This is a genomic window from Candidatus Chloroploca sp. Khr17, assembly GCF_004138165.1.
GTDB lineage: Bacteria > Chloroflexota > Chloroflexia > Chloroflexales > Chloroflexaceae > Chloroploca.
In genome coordinates this window covers 126,876-143,496 of sequence record NZ_RYFF01000007.1, presented here as the reverse complement: position 1 = coordinate 143,496, position 16,621 = coordinate 126,876, and the positions used below count along the sequence as shown (strand labels likewise).

Genomic DNA, 16,621 nt, shown 5'->3' with positions numbered 1-16,621 from the left:
CAAAGCCATTGTCCCGCGTGCGCTAGATCTCATTGCGGCGGTGCAGTTCCTCCCGAAACCAGGGGATGGTCAAAGTCAGGCCCTCGCTCAACGTTACCTGCGGTTCCCACCCGAGAATCCGTCGCGCCTTGCTAATATCGGGCTGGCGCACCTGGGGATCATCCAGTGTGCGCAGATCTTTTGTCACGGTTCCTGCCTCATTGCCGGTCAGTTCATTGACAATCCCAGCAAACTCCTTGATGGTAAATTCGCCCGGATTGCCAATATTGACGGGTTCGGCCTCATCAGAAAGAAGCAACCGATAGATGCCCTCGACCAGATCGCTCACATATTGAAACGACCGGGTCTGCATCCCATCACCATAGAGGGTCAGGGGTTGGCGTTTGAGGGCCTGGGCAATGAAATTGGGCACGACTCGTCCATCACGCAGACGCATCCGGGGGCCATAGGTATTAAAGATGCGCACAATGCGCGTCTCGAGGCCGTGGTAGGTATGATAGGCCATCGTGATCGCCTCGGCGAAGCGTTTGGCCTCATCATAGACCCCACGAGGCCCGACCGGATTCACATGACCGTAATAGGTTTCGGGTTGCGGATGCACCTGTGGATCGCCATAGACCTCAGAGGTTGACGCGAGCAGGAAACGGGCCCCCTTATCGCGGGCGAGGCCGAGGGCTTTATGGGTGCCGAGGGCGCCGACCTTCAGCGTCTGGATCGGCAATTCCAGATAATCAATCGGTGACGCAGGCGAGGCAAAGTGCAGAATCGCATCAAGCGGGCCGGCGACATAGATATAGTTGGTAACGTCGTGTTTAATAAAGCTGAAACGAGCATGATTGGCGAGATGGGCAATATTATCCGTTGTTCCGGTGATCAGATTATCCATCCCGATCACCTCATGGCCCTCGCCCAAAAACCGGTCGCATAGATGGGAACCGAGAAAGCCTGCCGCACCGGTAATTAACACACGCATCAGACCCGCTCCTCTCTTAGTAGGCACCACGCCCCCCGATCACGGCCGGGATGACCATCAACAGAATGCGGATATCCATACTGACCGACCAGTTTTCGGCGTAATAGATATCGAGCCGCACCTGTTCATCAAACGACATATCGCTGCGCCCGAGGGCCTGCACAATGCCAGCGCAGCCAGGCATCACCTCTAGGCGGCGGCGATGCCACGGCTCATAGCGTGCGACCTCGTCTGGCAGGGCCGGGCGAGGCCCGATCAGGCTCATCTCGCCACGGAGCACATTCCAGAGCTGGGGCAGTTCATCGAGGCTGCTACGGCGCAAGATGTGTCCGATCCGGGTAATGCGGGGATCGTCGCGCATTTTGAAGAGCGGACCATCGGCATCATTGTGGTGGGCCAGTTCAGCTTTGCGCGCCTCGGCATCAGGCACCATCGTACGAAACTTATAGCAATTGAAGATCGCGCCCCCTCGTCCGACGCGTTGCTGGCGAAAGATCACTGGCCCGTGCGAGTCAAGCCGCACGAGCAGGGCCACAAGCGCCCCAATCAGCAGGATCACAGGGGCAAGGGCAAGCACAAGGGCGACATCCATCACCCGTTTAATCGTCAGATTAATCCCCTGCAACCGGATCTCTTTGGGCCGCAAGAGCGGCACGCCACTGAGTTGATGCAGATCAACCCGATCAAAACTGAGTTGATAAAAATCGGGCGCAAGCAGATACTCGACCCCGAGGCGCTCACAGATCATGACGAACTCGGGCAGTCGCCCCTGTTCCCAGAAGGGCAGCGCAAGAATGACCTGTTGCGAGTTGCTTGCGCGGATCGCTTGCTCGAGGTCATTAAAATCACCCAGGTGCCGATAGACGCGGGTCGCCCGTCCATTTTCCACGACCGGACGATCATTGAGATAGCCAGCGAGCGCATAGCCAAGGCCCGGCGAACTCACAATCCCATTCATCACATCCTGGCCGAGCCCGCTTCCGCCGACCACAAGCACCCGTTCCTGCCCAATCCCGCGTGACCATTGCCAGTGCTGCACGCCGGTACGGATGACCCGCCACACCGAGAGCAGCAGGATGATCGTTGCCCCGGTAAAGGCAAAGATCAGCCGTGAATAGTAAAAAGGCTTGTAGAGAAAGACGACCACAATCAGGAAGGCGATCACCGTGAGGGTACTGCTCACAATAATGCCTATTTGATCGAGCAAACTGAGGCGAGGAGATAACTGATAGAGCCCACGCCGACCAAACTGGAAGGCAAGCAATACCATCATGGGCAAAAAAATCGGCAAAAAAGCCTCAAATTCGACCTGATTCTGGGTTGCTACTTCCGAAACAATGCGGTCAAAAGGTTCAGGCCAGCTCGCCGTATAACGTAACCAGTAGGCAAAAACCACACTCGCGAGAATGAGGGCCAGATCCCAGAGCAACATCCCGAGTGCAGTGAAATGTCGGCTGCGACGGATACTCTTTTGTTCAGTCTCCACAACCAGTGTCGGCCCGGTAGGGTGACGGATGCTTTGATCCATCCAGGCCTCCTGTCTTCGGGTTTAGACCCGCTCACGCAACATCTTCGCTGGAAAAAAGCCAGCATAGCTGGTTTTTTCCAGCGAAGGCAAGATTATTGTACCATAGCTTCTCTGGCGCACCAGAGAAGCTATGAAGCGTCGCCTTCGGGTAGATCAGATGCTTGATTGGAACGGATTGACTCGAGGTAAACGGAAATCCCAGGGAGTGCAGCAATGCACACCATCAAAACAAGCAAACCAAGCCAGGCCATAGGTCTCCTTACGCTGTTTCGCCCTAGCGCAAAAGTCACGCTGTTATCTGCATCAGACCTCACAGGCCTAGCAGCAATACCTTTTATACCACACAATCAGTCGAGCGTGATCAGGCTGCGCGGGCCGAAGCTGATTTGATCTCTTCGGTGCCTTCGCTCGCATTCTCGATCTTTGCCACCGCGTCGCGTGGCACGGCAACGCGGAAGAGGCTACGATAGACCTCCCAGCGGGCGAGGACTTCCGCGCCCCGCGAGCTTCCGGTCAACTCGACGTGGCGGCGGATCAAGGTCTGCACCTGGGCTTCGTCACGGGTGCTCATCGAGCGCAACTCGATCAACTGGGGATTATAGCGCTGGGCAAAATGGCCGGCTTCATCGAGCACATACGCAAGGCCACCGGTCATACCGGCCCCGAAGTTGCGTCCGGTACCACCGAGGATGACCACAAGGCCACCCGTCATATACTCACACCCGTGATCGCCAACACCTTCGACAACCGCAACCGCCCCTGAATTGCGTACAGCAAACCGTTCGCCCACCTGACCAGCAGCGTAGAGTTCGCCCCCGGTCGCGCCATAGAGCAGCGTATTGCCTGCAATCACATTTTCGTGTGATGCAAAGCGAGCTTTGGGGTCAGGGGCAATGACGATGCTTCCTCCCGCCATGCCTTTGCCAACATAATCGTTGGCATCGCCAGTCAAGAGCAGGTCAACCCCGGGGGCATTGAAAGCCCCAAAACTCTGCCCGGCACTCCCACGGAGGTTGATCCTGATGGTGGAGGGAGGCAGCCCCTTGTCGCCGTAGATCTGCCCAATCGCCCCGGCCAAGCGCGTGCCCACCGAGCGGTCGCGGCTATGAACCTCGTAGGTGAGTGTCACTGGCCCACGTGCAGCGAGGGCCGCACGGGTATCGTGCATAATGCGATCATTGAGGCTCTCCATCGCTGGCAGGGGGTTGCGCCCGCCTGCATGCTTGAGCTCGGCCCCAGGGACAATGTGGGCTGCGCCAATCACCGGCGTCAGATCAAGCGAGTCAGGGCCAGCGTACCCGACCTGGCGCTGGCGGAGCAGGTTGCTGCGCCCGATGGCCTCATCAAGCGAGCGCAACCCCAGGCTTGCGAGCCACTCACGCACTTCCTGGGCGAGATAGCGGAAGAAGGCCATGACCATCTCGGGTTTGCCTGGGAACTTGGAGCGCAGTTCAGCGCGCTGGGTTGCAATGCCCACGGGACACGTATTATTGTGGCAGGCGCGGGCCATAATGCAGCCCTCGGCGACCAGGGCGGCTGTCCCAAACGAATATTCGTCGGCCCCGAGCATCGCGGCGATCACCACATCGCGCCCGGTCTTGAGGCCCCCATCTGCCCGGAGGCGCACGCGGCCACGCAACCCGTTGAGCACCAGGGTCTGCTGGGTTTCGGCGAGGCCCAGTTCCCAGGGCAACCCGGCATTTTTGATGCTGCTGAGTGGCGAAGCACCGGTACCACCCGAGTGACCACTAATCAGGATCGTATCGGCATAGCCTTTGGCGACACCGGCGGCAATGGTGCCCACGCCCGACGTTGCCACCAACTTGACCGAGACGCGCGCGTCCGGATTCACTTGCTTGAGATCATAGATCAACTGGGCCAGGTCTTCGATGCTGTAGATGTCGTGGTGGGGTGGGGGCGAAATCAAGGCCACGCCGGGCACCGTATGGCGAATCCGGGCGATCTCCTCATTGACCTTATGGCCGGGGAGTTGACCACCCTCACCGGGTTTTGAACCCTGCGCCATCTTGATCTGCAGCTCACTGGCACTTGCGAGGTAGCCAGGGGTGACGCCGAAACGTCCCGAGGCAACCTGCTTGATCTTGGAATTGCGTTCGTCCTTGAGGCGTTCGGCATCCTCGCCACCTTCACCAGAATTGCTTGCCCCACCGAGGCGATTCATTGCAATCGCCAGTGTTTCGTGGGCCTCGCTGCTAGTTGACCCGTGACTCATCGCCGCCGTACTGAAGCGTTGCACAATCGCCTCGATTGACTCGACCTCATCAAGTGGCACCGGCGCACCAGCGGGCACAAACTCGAGCAGATCGCGCGGATCGGTGGCCGGGCGGCCATTGACCAGATCGGCATAGGTACGATAGATTGCATAGCCTTCGGCGCTCACCCCCGGCCCGTGGCTATCGCCGTTCAGGGCATAGGGGTTCTTGGCGGCCTTCTGCAGCGCGTGTACCACGGGCGGGCTAAAGGCGTGGTACTCGCCATCCTTCTTGTACTTGTAAAAGCCCGGATGGGGCAAGATCGCCACGCCGTCACGCTCTTCAGACGCAAAGGCCTTGCGATGACGGGCACGTACATCTTGCTCAAGGCGGGCGAAGCCAATGCCCCCGATGCGCGTTGGTGTCCCGGTAAAACAGCGATCAACCAGGGCTTGTTCAATGCCGAGCGCCTCGAAGATCTGGGCACCGCAGTAGCTATCGAGGGTTGAAATGCCCATCTTGGACATAATTTTGAGCAGGCCTTTTTCGAGGGCCTTGATCACATTGCGTTCGGCTTCGAGGCTCAGCGAATGGGCTCGCGGCGCGGCAATCAGCGGATCATCGGCCCCGATGGGGGCACTGGCGCGCTGCTTGACCGCATCGCGCTCGAGGGCGAGTTGGCGCACACTCGCCAGGGCGAGATACGGATTGACCGCCTCGGCCCCATACCCAACGAGACAAGCCAGATGATGCACCTCGCGCATCTCACCGGTCTCCGCCAGCAAACTACAGAGCGTACGCAGCCCCGTCCGGATCAGGTGATGATGAACGGCACTCACGGCGAGCAGGGCCGGAATCGGCGCATGCGCGGCATCGACGCCCTGATCGCTAACAATCACGACGGCGGCCCCGTTGCGCACCGCTTGCTCGGCGCTGGCACAGAGGTGCTCGACGGCCTGTTGCAACGATGCCCCAAGGGGCATCAAGGCAGACACGGTAGCCACGGGCAGCAGCGGATCGCCATTTGCCCGCAGCGCGGCGAGCTCGCGATCGGTCAAGATCGGCGAATTGAGTTCGAGCAGATGAGCGTGTTCAGGAGTGGCTTTGAGCAGATTGCGCCGACGACCAACCGCGACACTCAGCGACATCACGAGTTCTTCGCGGAGCGAGTCGATCGGTGGGTTGGTCACTTCCGCAAAACGCTGCTTGAAATACTGGAAGAGCGGGCGGCCCAGTTCAAACGCTGATAGCACCGCCGCAGGGGTGTCATCACCCATCGAACCAACCGGCTCTTGCCCGGTGATGCCCATCGGCTTCAGCACTACATTCAATTCTTCGCTCGTATAGCCAAAGGCCTGTTGCAATGGCTGAAGGATTGCCGCCGAGGGGTAGGGCAGGGCAGGCGTATCGCCTCCGGCATTGCGGACCTCTTCGGCCACCTGGGCCATCCGGCGCAAATGTTGCCCGACCCAGGCCTCATACGGTTGCTGCTGGGCCAGATAGTCTTTTACCTCCTCATCGGTAAAGAAGCGCCCGGTGGCTGTATCGACGGCAATCATCTGCCCAGGGCCAAGCTTGCCCTTATGGACAACGCGCGCCCCATCAATGGCAACCGCACCTACCTCAGACCCCGAGATCACCAGGCCATCATCGGTGATGATATAGCGGGCCGGGCGCAGACCATTGCGGTCGAGGGAGGTTCCCACAATGCGCCCATCTGAGAAAGTCAGCGCCGCCGGACCGTCCCACGGTTCAACAAGACAGGCGTGGTACTGATAAAACGCACGGAGGGCCGGGCTCATATCAGGAATCTTCTCCCATGCCTCGGGCACAAGCATTGCCAGCGCGTGGCGAACATCGCGTCCGGCGAGCACCAGCAACTCGAGCGTATTATCGAGCATCCCCGAGTCTGAGCCAGTATCATCAAGCACGGGATTGAGGGCAGACGGCCCATCGACGGCTACTTCAAGAAAATCGGCCGGCAGGTGCAGCACCGCCTGGCGGGCGTGCATCCAATTGGCATTGCCCTGCACCGTATTGATCTCGCCGTTGTGCGAAAGCATGCGGAAGGGCTGAGCGCGTTCCCAGGTCGGGAAGGTATTGGTCGAATAGCGTTGATGATAGACGGCCAGGGCCGTCTTCACGCTTGGGTCGCTCAGATCGGGATAAAACTGCTTTAGCGTCGTTCCCAGTAGCAGACCCTTATAGACCACCGTACGACACGAGAGGGAAGGGACATAGGCTGCGAGCCCCTCGCGGGCAAAATCCTGCTCCATCGCCTTGCGGGCAATAAAGAGTGTCCGCTCAAAAGCCAGTTCATCGAGCCCATTGGTCGGGGCGATCAACGCCTGATCAATGGCAGGCATCGCCTCGCGGGCGCGTTCACCAAGTGCCTCGGGGTCAACGGGTACCTCTCGCCACCCAAGCAAACGGAGGCTATGGGCCTCGAGCTCGCGGGCAACCACCGCTCGTGCTGCTGCGTGGGCCTCAGCTTCAGCCGGGAAAAAAAACATCCCCAGGGCAACTGTGGATGGATCAGCCCCGATATTCAGGCGTCGCAACTCACGTTGCACAAATTCCCGTGGAATCTGAATCAATACCCCTGCACCATCACCTGTCTTGGCATCATCGGCGACTGCCCCGCGATGCTCAAGATTACCCAACGCCTCAAGAGCCATCGCTAGAATCTCGTGACCAGGATGCCCATTAATTTGGGCAACAAAGCCGATCCCACAGGCATCACGCTCAAAGCGTGGGTCATACAGACTCTCAGTCACTCGCGCAGGGAGATTGTTCACGCTTATTCACCTTACTAGTAGAGTGTCGAACCGTTGAAACGTTGGACCGAGGAAAAACCTACAAACAGGCGCTCGCCAAACTCAGATCACTGAGCAATTGACGAGCGCCATTGTCGCACTAGGATGTGGTAGTTTTGCCGGATAGTATTGTTGGCTACTATACAATGCATGCCAAAAGTTGTCAAGTCGTTTTGTACCTTTTGCACAACCCGCGTACAGGGGTTGTGCAAAAGGGGGATGGCTCCAAAAATCTTGCTTGTGCTGGCGAAAACGGCCAGCGAAGCTGGCCGTTTTCGCCAGCACAAGCCTGGGTTTTGAGGGCGACCGCCCTTAAAAACCGTATGGTACAATAGCAATGCCATGAATATCCCACGAATTGCCTATTGCTCACCAGTCAACCCCGCTCCTTCGGGGATTTCTGATTATAGTGAAGAGTTGCTGCCCTATCTTGGGCAGTATGCTGATGTCACCCTTTTTGTGGAAGATGGTCTCAAGCCAACTAATCCAGCCTTGCACAGCCATCTCGACGTTCTCCCGATCCGCCGGCTTGAACGTGAGGCGCGCCGCCGCCCGTTTGATGCGCTGGTCTATCATATGGGCAACAGTCCGGCTCACGCCGCGATCTGGCGCCAGGCGCGCCGCTTGCCGGGGGTGATTGTGCTCCATGATCTCGTGTTGCACCATTTTATGCTCTGGTACGCGGCGAATGTGGGCCGTGATATTCAGCAGTATGTGCGGGCGATGGAGGCACGCTATGGCGATGCGGGCGCACACATGGCGCAACTGATGATTCGCTCGCGTTTTACCGATGCGGCTTTTGACTTTCCTTTGTGTGAGCCTGTCCTCGCTGCGGCCCGAGGCTTGCTTGTGCATAGTCGCTATGTCCAGCAGCATGTTGTCGCGTTGCGCCCCGATCTTCCGGTGGCGATTGTGCCAATGGGGGTGCCGTTGCCGCCACCGGTAGAGCGTGCTGCGGCCCGTGCCTTCCTTGGCTTGCCACCGGATGCGCTCTTGCTGGCGAGTTTTGGGCATATCAATGCCTGGAAGCGGGTCGAGCCGACGTTGCGCGTGCTCGGTGATCTGCGTGCCCAGGGGCTTGATGTGCGCTATCTTCTGGTGGGCAGTGTGTCGCCAAACTACGATCTGATGAGCCTGATCGAGCGTTTGCGCCTTGGCGATGCGGTCATTGTGACCGGCCATGTGCCACGTGAAGAGTTTGAGGCCTATGTGGCTGCGGCTGATCTCTGTGTGAATCTGCGCTACCCAACTGGCGGTGAGACGAGTGCAAGCCTCTTGCGCCTGCTTGGTGCAGGTCGTCCTACCCTCGTGAGTGCCGTGGGTTCGTTTGCTGAACTACCGGCGGGTGTGGCTGCGCAAGTCGACCCGGGGCCTGCCGAGCGCGACCAGATCCTCGCCTATTGCCAACTCTTGTTGGGCCAGGCAGATCTGGCGCAGGCGCTTGGTGCCCGGGCCCGTGCGTATGTTGCGACTGAACATACGTTAGCAGGGGCGGCGCTCGCCTATATGCGCACACTGGCCTATTGGTATGGCTGGCCCGTTGTGCAACGCTATCGCAACGCCCCGCTCTGGGATGTGACCCCAGCGTCGCTTGATCTTTCTGTCCACCTCGCCCCTGCCGTCCCGCGCCACCCTCACCCTCCTGCCGAGGACGACGTTAATCCGTTGATCAAACGGGTTGCCACGGCCATGGCCGAGCTTGGTTTGACCGAAGATGATCAGGTGGTACTGGCAAGTATCGCCCAACGGATCGGGTAGGGCACGGCAGCGCCGTGCCTGGTGGGAGGGTACGGCGGTGGGGGCACGGCGCTGCCGTGGCCGGTGGGTGGGCACGGCGGTGGGGGCACGGCAGTGCCGTGCCTGGTGGGAGGGCACGGCGCTGCCGTGCCCCTACAGGAAAACGTGATGCACATAAACCTTTCGTTGCTTGGTGTCCCTGTCACGATGCGGCCCACGTCTCTCGGGGCCGGTCTCTTGTCCGCACTTGTCGTTGCCCTTGTGGCCCGCGAACGCCGCGCTGTGCTGGGCATTGCCGCCGGTGGACTCTGGTATACTGCCGATTTTGCCCACGTCGTCGGGCATATCGTCTCGTCCAAGGCGGTGGGCGCACCGATGGATGCGGTCGATTTTGGCTTGTATCCAATGAGTGTGTATGTCAACCATGATGTTTCGCCGCAGCAGCATATTGGTCGTGCTGGTGGTGGTGTTGCGGCCTCTCTGCTTGCCACGTTGGTGTTGATGCTGCTACGCAGCCGTGTCACCAATTCCCTGGCGAGGCAGTTGCTTGCCATTGCTGCTACTCAGCACGGTTTGCTGTTTGTCCTGAGCATGCTGCCGGTGCAACTCGTTGATGGTGGCGTGATCTATGCCAACCTGCTCAAGCTCAGACGTTGAGATGCTGTCGCTTGTGCTCGCGAAAACGGCCAGCGAAGCTGGCCGTTTTCGCGAGCACAAGCATGGGTTTTTAGGGCAACTGCCCCGCGACTACCGTCATGCCTGCCTCAAGCGCTTGTTGATTGAGCGCTTTGAACTTGCTCGGGACGCTTGCGAGGGTCGAGGCGAGCATCGCTTCACGTGAGACGACGCCGGTCAAGGCGGTCACTGCGCCGAGCATGACGATGTTGGCGACGACGACGTTGCCTAGTTCTTCGGCGATCCTGGTTGAGGGCACCAGGTGCGCATAGGGTGCTGCCTCGTAGTTGATCACCATGTCGGGGTCAATAATGATCGTTGCCCCTGGCCTGATGTCATTGATGTAGCGGTTGAACGCTTCTTGCGACATGGCGACGAGGATGTCGGCGGCGTGAATGCCTGGATAGCCGATTGCTTCGTTGGCAATGATGACCTCGGCGCGCGCTGCGCCGCCGCGTGCTTCGGGGCCGTACGATTGCACCTGGCAGGCGATCAGGCCATCATAGACGGCGGCGGCCTTGCCGAGGATCACCGCTGCGGTGATGACCCCTTGCCCGCCAAACCCACAGATGCGGATCTCTTGTTTCATAGTTTCACCTGTTCAACCAGTGCGGCCCAGCGTGCCTCGAAGCTTTCACGCTCGCAGTCCTGGAAGATGCCGATCTTGATCTTGTCGTGCAGTGCGGCTCGTTCGTCGGGTGAGCCAAAGTGCATGATGTGTTCGTAGTCGTCAATCAGGATCGTATGGTCGCGGTACCATTGCCAGATCGTTTCGAGTTGCTTGAGCCCGTTGCGTCGGCCATAGGCGGTTGGGCAGGGCACGAGCATTTCGATCAGCGCAAAGCCGCGTTTCTGGATGCCCTGGGCAATTGATTTGATCGGTGGGTAGGGCTGGTTGATCATCCAGCGTGCTACGTAGGGTGCCCCAAGCGTCTGGGCTAGGGCGCAGATGTCGAGCGGGTATTCGATGTTGCCGTACGGCGTTGTGGTGCTGAAACTGTCGATGGGGGTTGTCGGCGCGGCCTGCCCACCGGTCATGCCGTAGGTGAAGTTGTTGACCAGGATGACCGTCAGATCCATATTGCGCCGGATCGTGTGCAACAGGTGGTTGCCGCCAATGCCCGAGCCGTCGCCGTCGCCAGTAAAGACGATGACGTTCAAGTCGGGCTGGGCAGCTTTGATGCCCGACGCAAATGCCAGCGCCCGGCCATGCGTGGTGTGCATCCCGTCTGCGTTGACATACCCCGAGAGACGCGATGAGCAGCCGATGCCCGAGACAAAGACAGTGCGGTCAAGGTCGAGCTGCAGTTCGTCGAGCGCCCAGAGGGTGTAGTTGAGCACGTTGCCGAGGCCGCACCCATCGCAAAAGATGGTCGGGAACATCTCGTGGCGCAGATAGATTTGGCGCAACTCGGCGGCGGTTTTGAGCTTTAGCAGACCTGACATCGCAGTTCCTCCAGCGCGTCGATCACTTCGGTTGGTGTATGCAACTCGCCGCCGATTTTGCTCTGCAACATGACCGGGCAGCGCCCGGCGACCGCTTCGCGGATTGGATGCACGATCTGGCCGAGGTTCATTTCGGGTACCAGGATGGCCTGCACGCGTGTTGCCCACTTGGCGACGACTTCGTCGGGGAAGGGCCAGATGGTGATCAGGCGCAACAGGCCGACCTTGAGGCCGCGTTGGCGACCTTCTTCGACAACATCGCGGCAAGCGCGGGCGGTAATGCCATAGGCAATGATCGCGATCTCGCACTGCTCGGCCCCAAACTCTTCATAACGAATGATCTGGTCAGTGTTGCGTAGAATCTTATCGGCCAGACGGCGCACCAGTTGGTCGTGGATCGGCGCACTCGCCGAGCGAGGCAAGCCCGCTTCGTTGTGGGTCAAGCCGGTGACATAGGTGCGGAACCCAGCCCCGAAGGGGGCAAAGGGCGGCACAAGGTCTTCGCCCGCCGCAAAAGGACGGTAGCCCTCGCGTGAAGTGGCACACGTGCGTTCGACCAGTTCAAATTCGTCATCCTCGGGAATGACGAGCCGTTCCCGCATATGGCCCAGTTCGCCGTCAATAAAGACCAGCACCGGCGTCCGGTAGGCTTCGGCCAGGTTAAACGCAACTATCGTCAACTCCATCGCCTCTTGCACCGACGCCGGACAGAGCATAATGATCTCGTGGTCGCCGTGCGTGCCCCAACGCGCCTGCATCATATCGCCGTAGGCACCGAGCGTTGGCTGACCGGTCGACGGCCCCGAGCGCTGGACATTGACGATCACGCAGGGTGTCTCGGTCATGATCGCGTAGCCGAGGTTCTCTTGCATCAAGGAAAAACCGGGGCCAGACGTGGCGGTCATCGTTTTGACACCGGTCCAACTTGCCCCGACGATGGCCCCCATGCTGGCGATCTCGTCTTCCATCTGGATATAGCACCCGCCGATTTTGGGCAACAACTCGGCCATGCGCTCGGCGACTTCGGTCGCCGGGGTAATGGGATAGCCGGCAAAAAAGGTGCAGCCGGCCAGAATCGCCCCGTAGGCACAGGCATCGTCGCCCTGGACAAACTGAACCTTGTCGCCCATCGCTTGCCGAAGACGGTCTCTATGCGTTGACACTGACAGCCTCCATGACGGTAATCGCGAAATCTGGGCAGAGCAATTCGCAGAGGCGGCACCCATTGCAGCGTTCTGCCTCGACCAGTTCAGGTGGATGAATGCCCCGCATAGTAAACCGTGACGCGATACGCAGGCTCTTGGTCGGACAGTGAAAGACACACACCCGACACCCTTTGCACCAGTGTTCATTTAGCTCGATCACATGCATCGTTCCCTGCCTACTCTAGACGCTAGTTTGCTCGTTGAACGTAGTAGTCTGTAACAGAAGTTTCTTGATCCCAGCGGGAGCTTCGACAGGCTGAGCCTGCGTTCGACAGGCTCAGCCTCCGTCCGTTCGCAATGCCCATATTCGTTTATTCGTGGCCCCCATTCGTGGACGGCTGAGGACGCCAGAAAACTTCATTCACAAACCTCTTAGACCAACGAACGATGGTCTTCATCCTTTGCCTATAACGGAATATCAAGGTACCGATCCAGCGCCTCTTTGCCGCGATAGTCGGGCAAGATGCGCGGGGCCGTCCGCGTCGTTGCGATGCCGGCGTCGTGCAACATGGCCTCGTAGGCGGCAACGTGGGCAAGACTGAGCTTTCCGGCGGGATGCTCGCGGGCATACGTGGCGGCGGCCATGCCCGCCCGTCGCCCGAAGACATTGAAGTCGAGTAGCGAATTGCCCATCAGCCGGTTCTTCCCATGAACCCCACCCATCACCTCGCCCGCTGCATAGAGCCCGGGCACACTGGTTGCGCCGTGCTCGTCAGTCGCAATGCCGCCATTTTGGTAGTGCAGTGTGGGAAAGACCAGGATCGGGTCACGGGTCATATCAATGCCAAAGCGGGCATACATGCGGAACATTGCGGGCAAGGCTTCGCGGATCGTACCTGGCCCGTGGATCAGGTCAACCATCGGTGCATCAAGCCAGACGCCACACATGTCTTGTGGCGTCTTGATGCCTTTGCCGCGTTCGGCACACTCGCGAATAAAGGCCGAGGCTTCGACATCGCGTGGTTCGAGCGGAAAGACAAACTGTTCGCCGTCGCAGTTGAGCGGTTGCGCCCCCAGGCCACGCACCTTCTCGGTAATGAGCAGGCCGGCCATTTGCGCCGGGAAAGCCGCCCCGGTCGGATGGTATTGCACAGCATCCAGGTCAACGAGCTTGGCCCCGACACGATAGGCGAGCACGAGCCCATCGGCGGTTGCGCCATAGTGATTGGTGGTCGGATACTGCTGCATATGCAAGCGCCCAAGGCCGCCCGTCGTAATAATCGTCGCCCTAGCGCGCACAATATGGTAATGCCTGGTCTCGAGGTTGATCAGCACCGCTCCGCTCACGCGCCCCTCGTCATCGCAGAGCAACTCGATCACCGGGGAAAACTCGATCACCGGAATGCCAAGGTTGCGGGCTTCGTCGCGCAAGACGCGCATCATTTCGAGCCCGGTATAGTCGCGGGCCGAGTGCATTCGGTTGCGCGACGTGCCGCCGCCGGGATGTTCGATGAAGTGACCATTGGCATCTTTGTCGTACATCATCCCGAGGTGCTCGTGCCACTGGATGATCAACGGTGCATCCTGCACCAGCGCACGTACCAGTTCGGGCTGATTGGTAAAGTGGCCGCCCCCCATCACATCAAGAAAGTGTTGCGCTGGCGAATCTTCGGGGCGATCGGCGGCCTGAATGCCGCCCTGGGCCATCGTTGAGTTCGAGTCGCCGTGGCGCAATTTTGTCGTTACCAGCACCTTCCGTGGGTCGAGACCGGCTTTCACCGCCCAGATCGCCGCGACCGTACCGGCGCCGCCCCCGCCGATCACCAGCAGGTCAACGTCGTGGTCAATCTTGCTCAGATCGAGACTCGCACGCACCAGCGGTCGCGCCTCGAAGAGATCGGTCAGTTCGTGGTTGAGCGACATCCCTTTGCCGGAACCAAAAAGCAGCGGGCGTTTGGCGCCGGCTTTGTAGTCGGGGTGGTGGCTGAGCAACAACGCTTTGCGCTCGTCCAGGCTCATCGCAGGGAAGGTGCGCCCCAACCGCGCCGAGCGCGTTGCTTCAACCCTGGCGATGCTTTGCCGCATAGCGGCGGGGTATCCATCGCTTATTTCCATAGGAGCGTCTCCTTTTGCATCCCGTCAGAGCATTGCAGATTGCAGATTGCCGCGCATGATGTTCCAATGCGCTCTGGCAGCAATACTGATGCGGATTGCTCAATTCCAATTGCTGTCAGCGCATGGCATCGTCAGCGGGTGCAACCCGCTGACGATGCCGTCACCGACTCACTTCGAGCTCGTCCTGGTAGTCAACGGGATCCATGGCTGAGTTGTACGAGCGGGTTGCGCTGTACGGGTCTTCTTGTTCAGCCGCGACCTCAAAGGTGCGCTGCTCGTAGCGGCTGCGCAGTTCAGCGGCAGACAAGGCCATCAAGGCATCAAGTTCGGCGGTAAAATCTCCGGTTTCAATGGCACCAACGCGCTCAGCAAGATCGGGGGCGTTCGGCGTGATATATTTGCCATAGAGTCGCCGGGCGAGCAGGCCGACCGCATAGTGTTTGATGTCGGCAGGACAACGGCTCGAACAGATGCCGCACGAGATGCAATCGAACGAGAGCAGCGCGGCGCGTTCGATGTCGCCGCGCAGACTCGCCTGGATATAGTCCATCACGGGCAACCCCTGCGGGCATGAACGCGTGCAGGTATTACATGCGACGCAGCCTGCAATTTCGGGGAAGTGCTGCAACAGGGTGTTGGCCTGCGGCTTGATGGTATACAGATCGTAGGGCCTGGTGATCAGGGGGACAAACGGCATCTGGACGAGGCACATCCCGTCTTCAACCAGGGTCTGACAGGCGAGGGCGGTGAAGATGCGGTGGTTGCCTTCGCGACGATAGAGCGTTGGGCACGAGCCACAGAAGCCGCCGCGACAACCGGCCCCGCGTACCAGTTTGTAACCGGCATACTCGATGGCGGCCATGATCGTCAGGCCAGCGGGAACACGGTAATTCTTGCCCATCAATTGCATCGTGATCAGGGGGGCTTGTTCGCTCATCACCGTTCTCCTTTCGTGCAAATAGGCACGGCTTGCGCGTGGTGCGCGGTGGACAACGCTTCCGGAAAGAGCGCGGTCGCGTCTGGCAACCCGAGCGTTGCGGGGGGCAACCCAAAGGCGAGGCCCATCAACTGCGTGTAGTAGAGCACGGGTAGCACATGGTCGGGGTCGCTCTGGCGGGTCGCAAGGTTGAAGTGGCAGAGTGGGCACGAGAGCACGATCGCGTTGGCTCCATTGGCCCGGGCCTGCGCCGTCGTTGCCGCGACACGTTCGGCCACCAGGCTTTCGCGGTTGACCACGTGATACGCCCCGCAGCAGCGCGTCTGCAGGTTGCCTTCGACGACGGTGGCCCCCAGCGCTGCCATCAAATCACCGAGCACCGTGGGAACTTCGGCGTCGTCAAGGCCCACGTCGGTCGGGCGCAAGAGCTTGCACCCATAGTAGGGGTAGACCCGCAGGTTGTGCAGTGGTTGGCGCACCCGCGCCTTGATGACCGCCATGCCCACGCGGTCACGCAGGATCTGTAGCAGATGCAACACCTCGGCGCTGCCGTCGTAGTTGAGTTCGTCGCCGCTGGTCGCCTTGAGCGCGTCCATCTGCTCGGGTTGCCGCCGGGCAACCTGGTTGGCCCGTGCCAGCGTATTGAAGCACATATCGCAGAGCGTGACGACCTCGCGTTCGCCTTGTTGTTGCAGGCGGGCAAAGACCCGGACGGGGGCCATATGGCGGATCAGGTTATCGGTGGCGAGCGAATGAACCACGCCACAGCAATTCCACTCGCGCATCTCGTGCAAGTCGAGGCCAAGCGCATGCATCACCGCGAGCGCAGCAATTTCATGCTCGGGGGCCGAGACTTTTATCGTACATCCAGGATAGTAGGCGATCGGCATGCCACGGTTCTTTCTTCGACAATGCTTTAGTAGTCTGGGAACGAAGTTTTCTGGCGTCCTCAGCTGACCACGAAGAACACTCACGAATAAACGAATATGGGCGTTGCGGTGCGATATTCGTTTATTCGTGCCCCCATTCGTGGTCG

General features: G+C 59.7%; 12 protein-coding genes. 2 read left to right on the top strand and 10 right to left on the bottom strand.

Annotated elements, in window-relative coordinates; all coding sequences use genetic code 11:
- Positions 1-22: 22 nt before the first annotated feature.
- From EKD05_RS06640 to gltB, 3 genes are all read right to left on the bottom strand, one after another.
- On the bottom strand, positions 23-973 hold the full coding sequence (locus tag EKD05_RS06640) for a UDP-glucuronic acid decarboxylase family protein (protein ID WP_129671655.1): 951 nt from the start codon (positions 971-973) through the stop codon (positions 23-25).
- A gap of 16 nt (positions 974-989) precedes the next feature.
- Entirely contained in the window at positions 990-2,501 is a 1,512-nt protein-coding gene (locus EKD05_RS06635; RefSeq protein ID WP_129671654.1) for a sugar transferase, read from the bottom strand.
- 361 nt (positions 2,502-2,862) lie between these two features.
- On the bottom strand, positions 2,863-7,512 hold the full coding sequence (gltB, locus tag EKD05_RS06630; protein ID WP_129671653.1) for a glutamate synthase large subunit: 4,650 nt from the start codon (positions 7,510-7,512) through the stop codon (positions 2,863-2,865).
- Between the two features lie 360 nt (positions 7,513-7,872).
- On the opposite strand from gltB, the gene EKD05_RS06625 reads away from it, so the two are divergent.
- On the top strand, positions 7,873-9,288 hold the full coding sequence (locus tag EKD05_RS06625) for a glycosyltransferase family 4 protein (RefSeq protein ID WP_165360619.1): 1,416 nt from the start codon (positions 7,873-7,875) through the stop codon (positions 9,286-9,288).
- 147 nt (positions 9,289-9,435) lie between these two features.
- Positions 9,436-9,924 carry a hypothetical protein gene (locus EKD05_RS06620; RefSeq protein WP_129671652.1) on the top strand — a complete coding sequence of 163 codons (489 nt, stop codon included), beginning with the start codon at positions 9,436-9,438 and terminating at the stop codon, positions 9,922-9,924.
- A gap of 70 nt (positions 9,925-9,994) precedes the next feature.
- Here EKD05_RS06620 and EKD05_RS06615 read toward each other — a convergent pair whose 3' ends face one another.
- The 7 genes from EKD05_RS06615 to EKD05_RS06585 all read right to left on the bottom strand — a co-directional run bounded on the left by EKD05_RS06615 (position 9,995) and on the right by EKD05_RS06585 (position 16,475).
- Positions 9,995-10,531, bottom strand: coding sequence for a 2-oxoacid:acceptor oxidoreductase family protein (locus EKD05_RS06615; protein WP_129671651.1), 537 nt, complete (start codon positions 10,529-10,531; stop codon positions 9,995-9,997).
- Positions 10,528-11,388, bottom strand: coding sequence for a thiamine pyrophosphate-dependent enzyme (locus EKD05_RS06610; protein WP_129671650.1), 861 nt, complete (start codon positions 11,386-11,388; stop codon positions 10,528-10,530). Before EKD05_RS06610 ends, EKD05_RS06615 begins: the two co-directional genes overlap by 4 nt.
- Positions 11,373-12,551: a 2-oxoacid:acceptor oxidoreductase subunit alpha gene (locus EKD05_RS06605; RefSeq protein ID WP_205703868.1), complete on the bottom strand. Its 1,179-nt coding sequence runs from the start codon at positions 12,549-12,551 to the stop codon at positions 11,373-11,375. The genes EKD05_RS06610 and EKD05_RS06605 overlap by 16 nt, the downstream gene beginning before the upstream one ends.
- Positions 12,538-12,753 carry a 4Fe-4S binding protein gene (locus tag EKD05_RS06600; RefSeq protein WP_165360618.1) on the bottom strand — a complete coding sequence of 72 codons (216 nt, stop codon included), beginning with the start codon at positions 12,751-12,753 and terminating at the stop codon, positions 12,538-12,540. The genes EKD05_RS06605 and EKD05_RS06600 overlap by 14 nt, the downstream gene beginning before the upstream one ends.
- Positions 12,754-12,998: 245 nt before the next feature.
- On the bottom strand, positions 12,999-14,648 hold the full coding sequence (locus EKD05_RS06595) for an FAD-binding protein (protein WP_129671648.1): 1,650 nt from the start codon (positions 14,646-14,648) through the stop codon (positions 12,999-13,001).
- A 160-nt stretch (positions 14,649-14,808) separates the two neighbouring features.
- Complete coding sequence (locus EKD05_RS06590; RefSeq protein WP_129671647.1) at positions 14,809-15,585, bottom strand: 4Fe-4S dicluster domain-containing protein; 777 nt, start codon at positions 15,583-15,585, stop codon at positions 14,809-14,811.
- Positions 15,585-16,475, bottom strand: coding sequence for a CoB--CoM heterodisulfide reductase iron-sulfur subunit B family protein (locus tag EKD05_RS06585; protein WP_129671646.1), 891 nt, complete (start codon positions 16,473-16,475; stop codon positions 15,585-15,587). The genes EKD05_RS06590 and EKD05_RS06585 overlap by 1 nt, the downstream gene beginning before the upstream one ends.
- Positions 16,476-16,621: the final 146 nt, after the last annotated feature.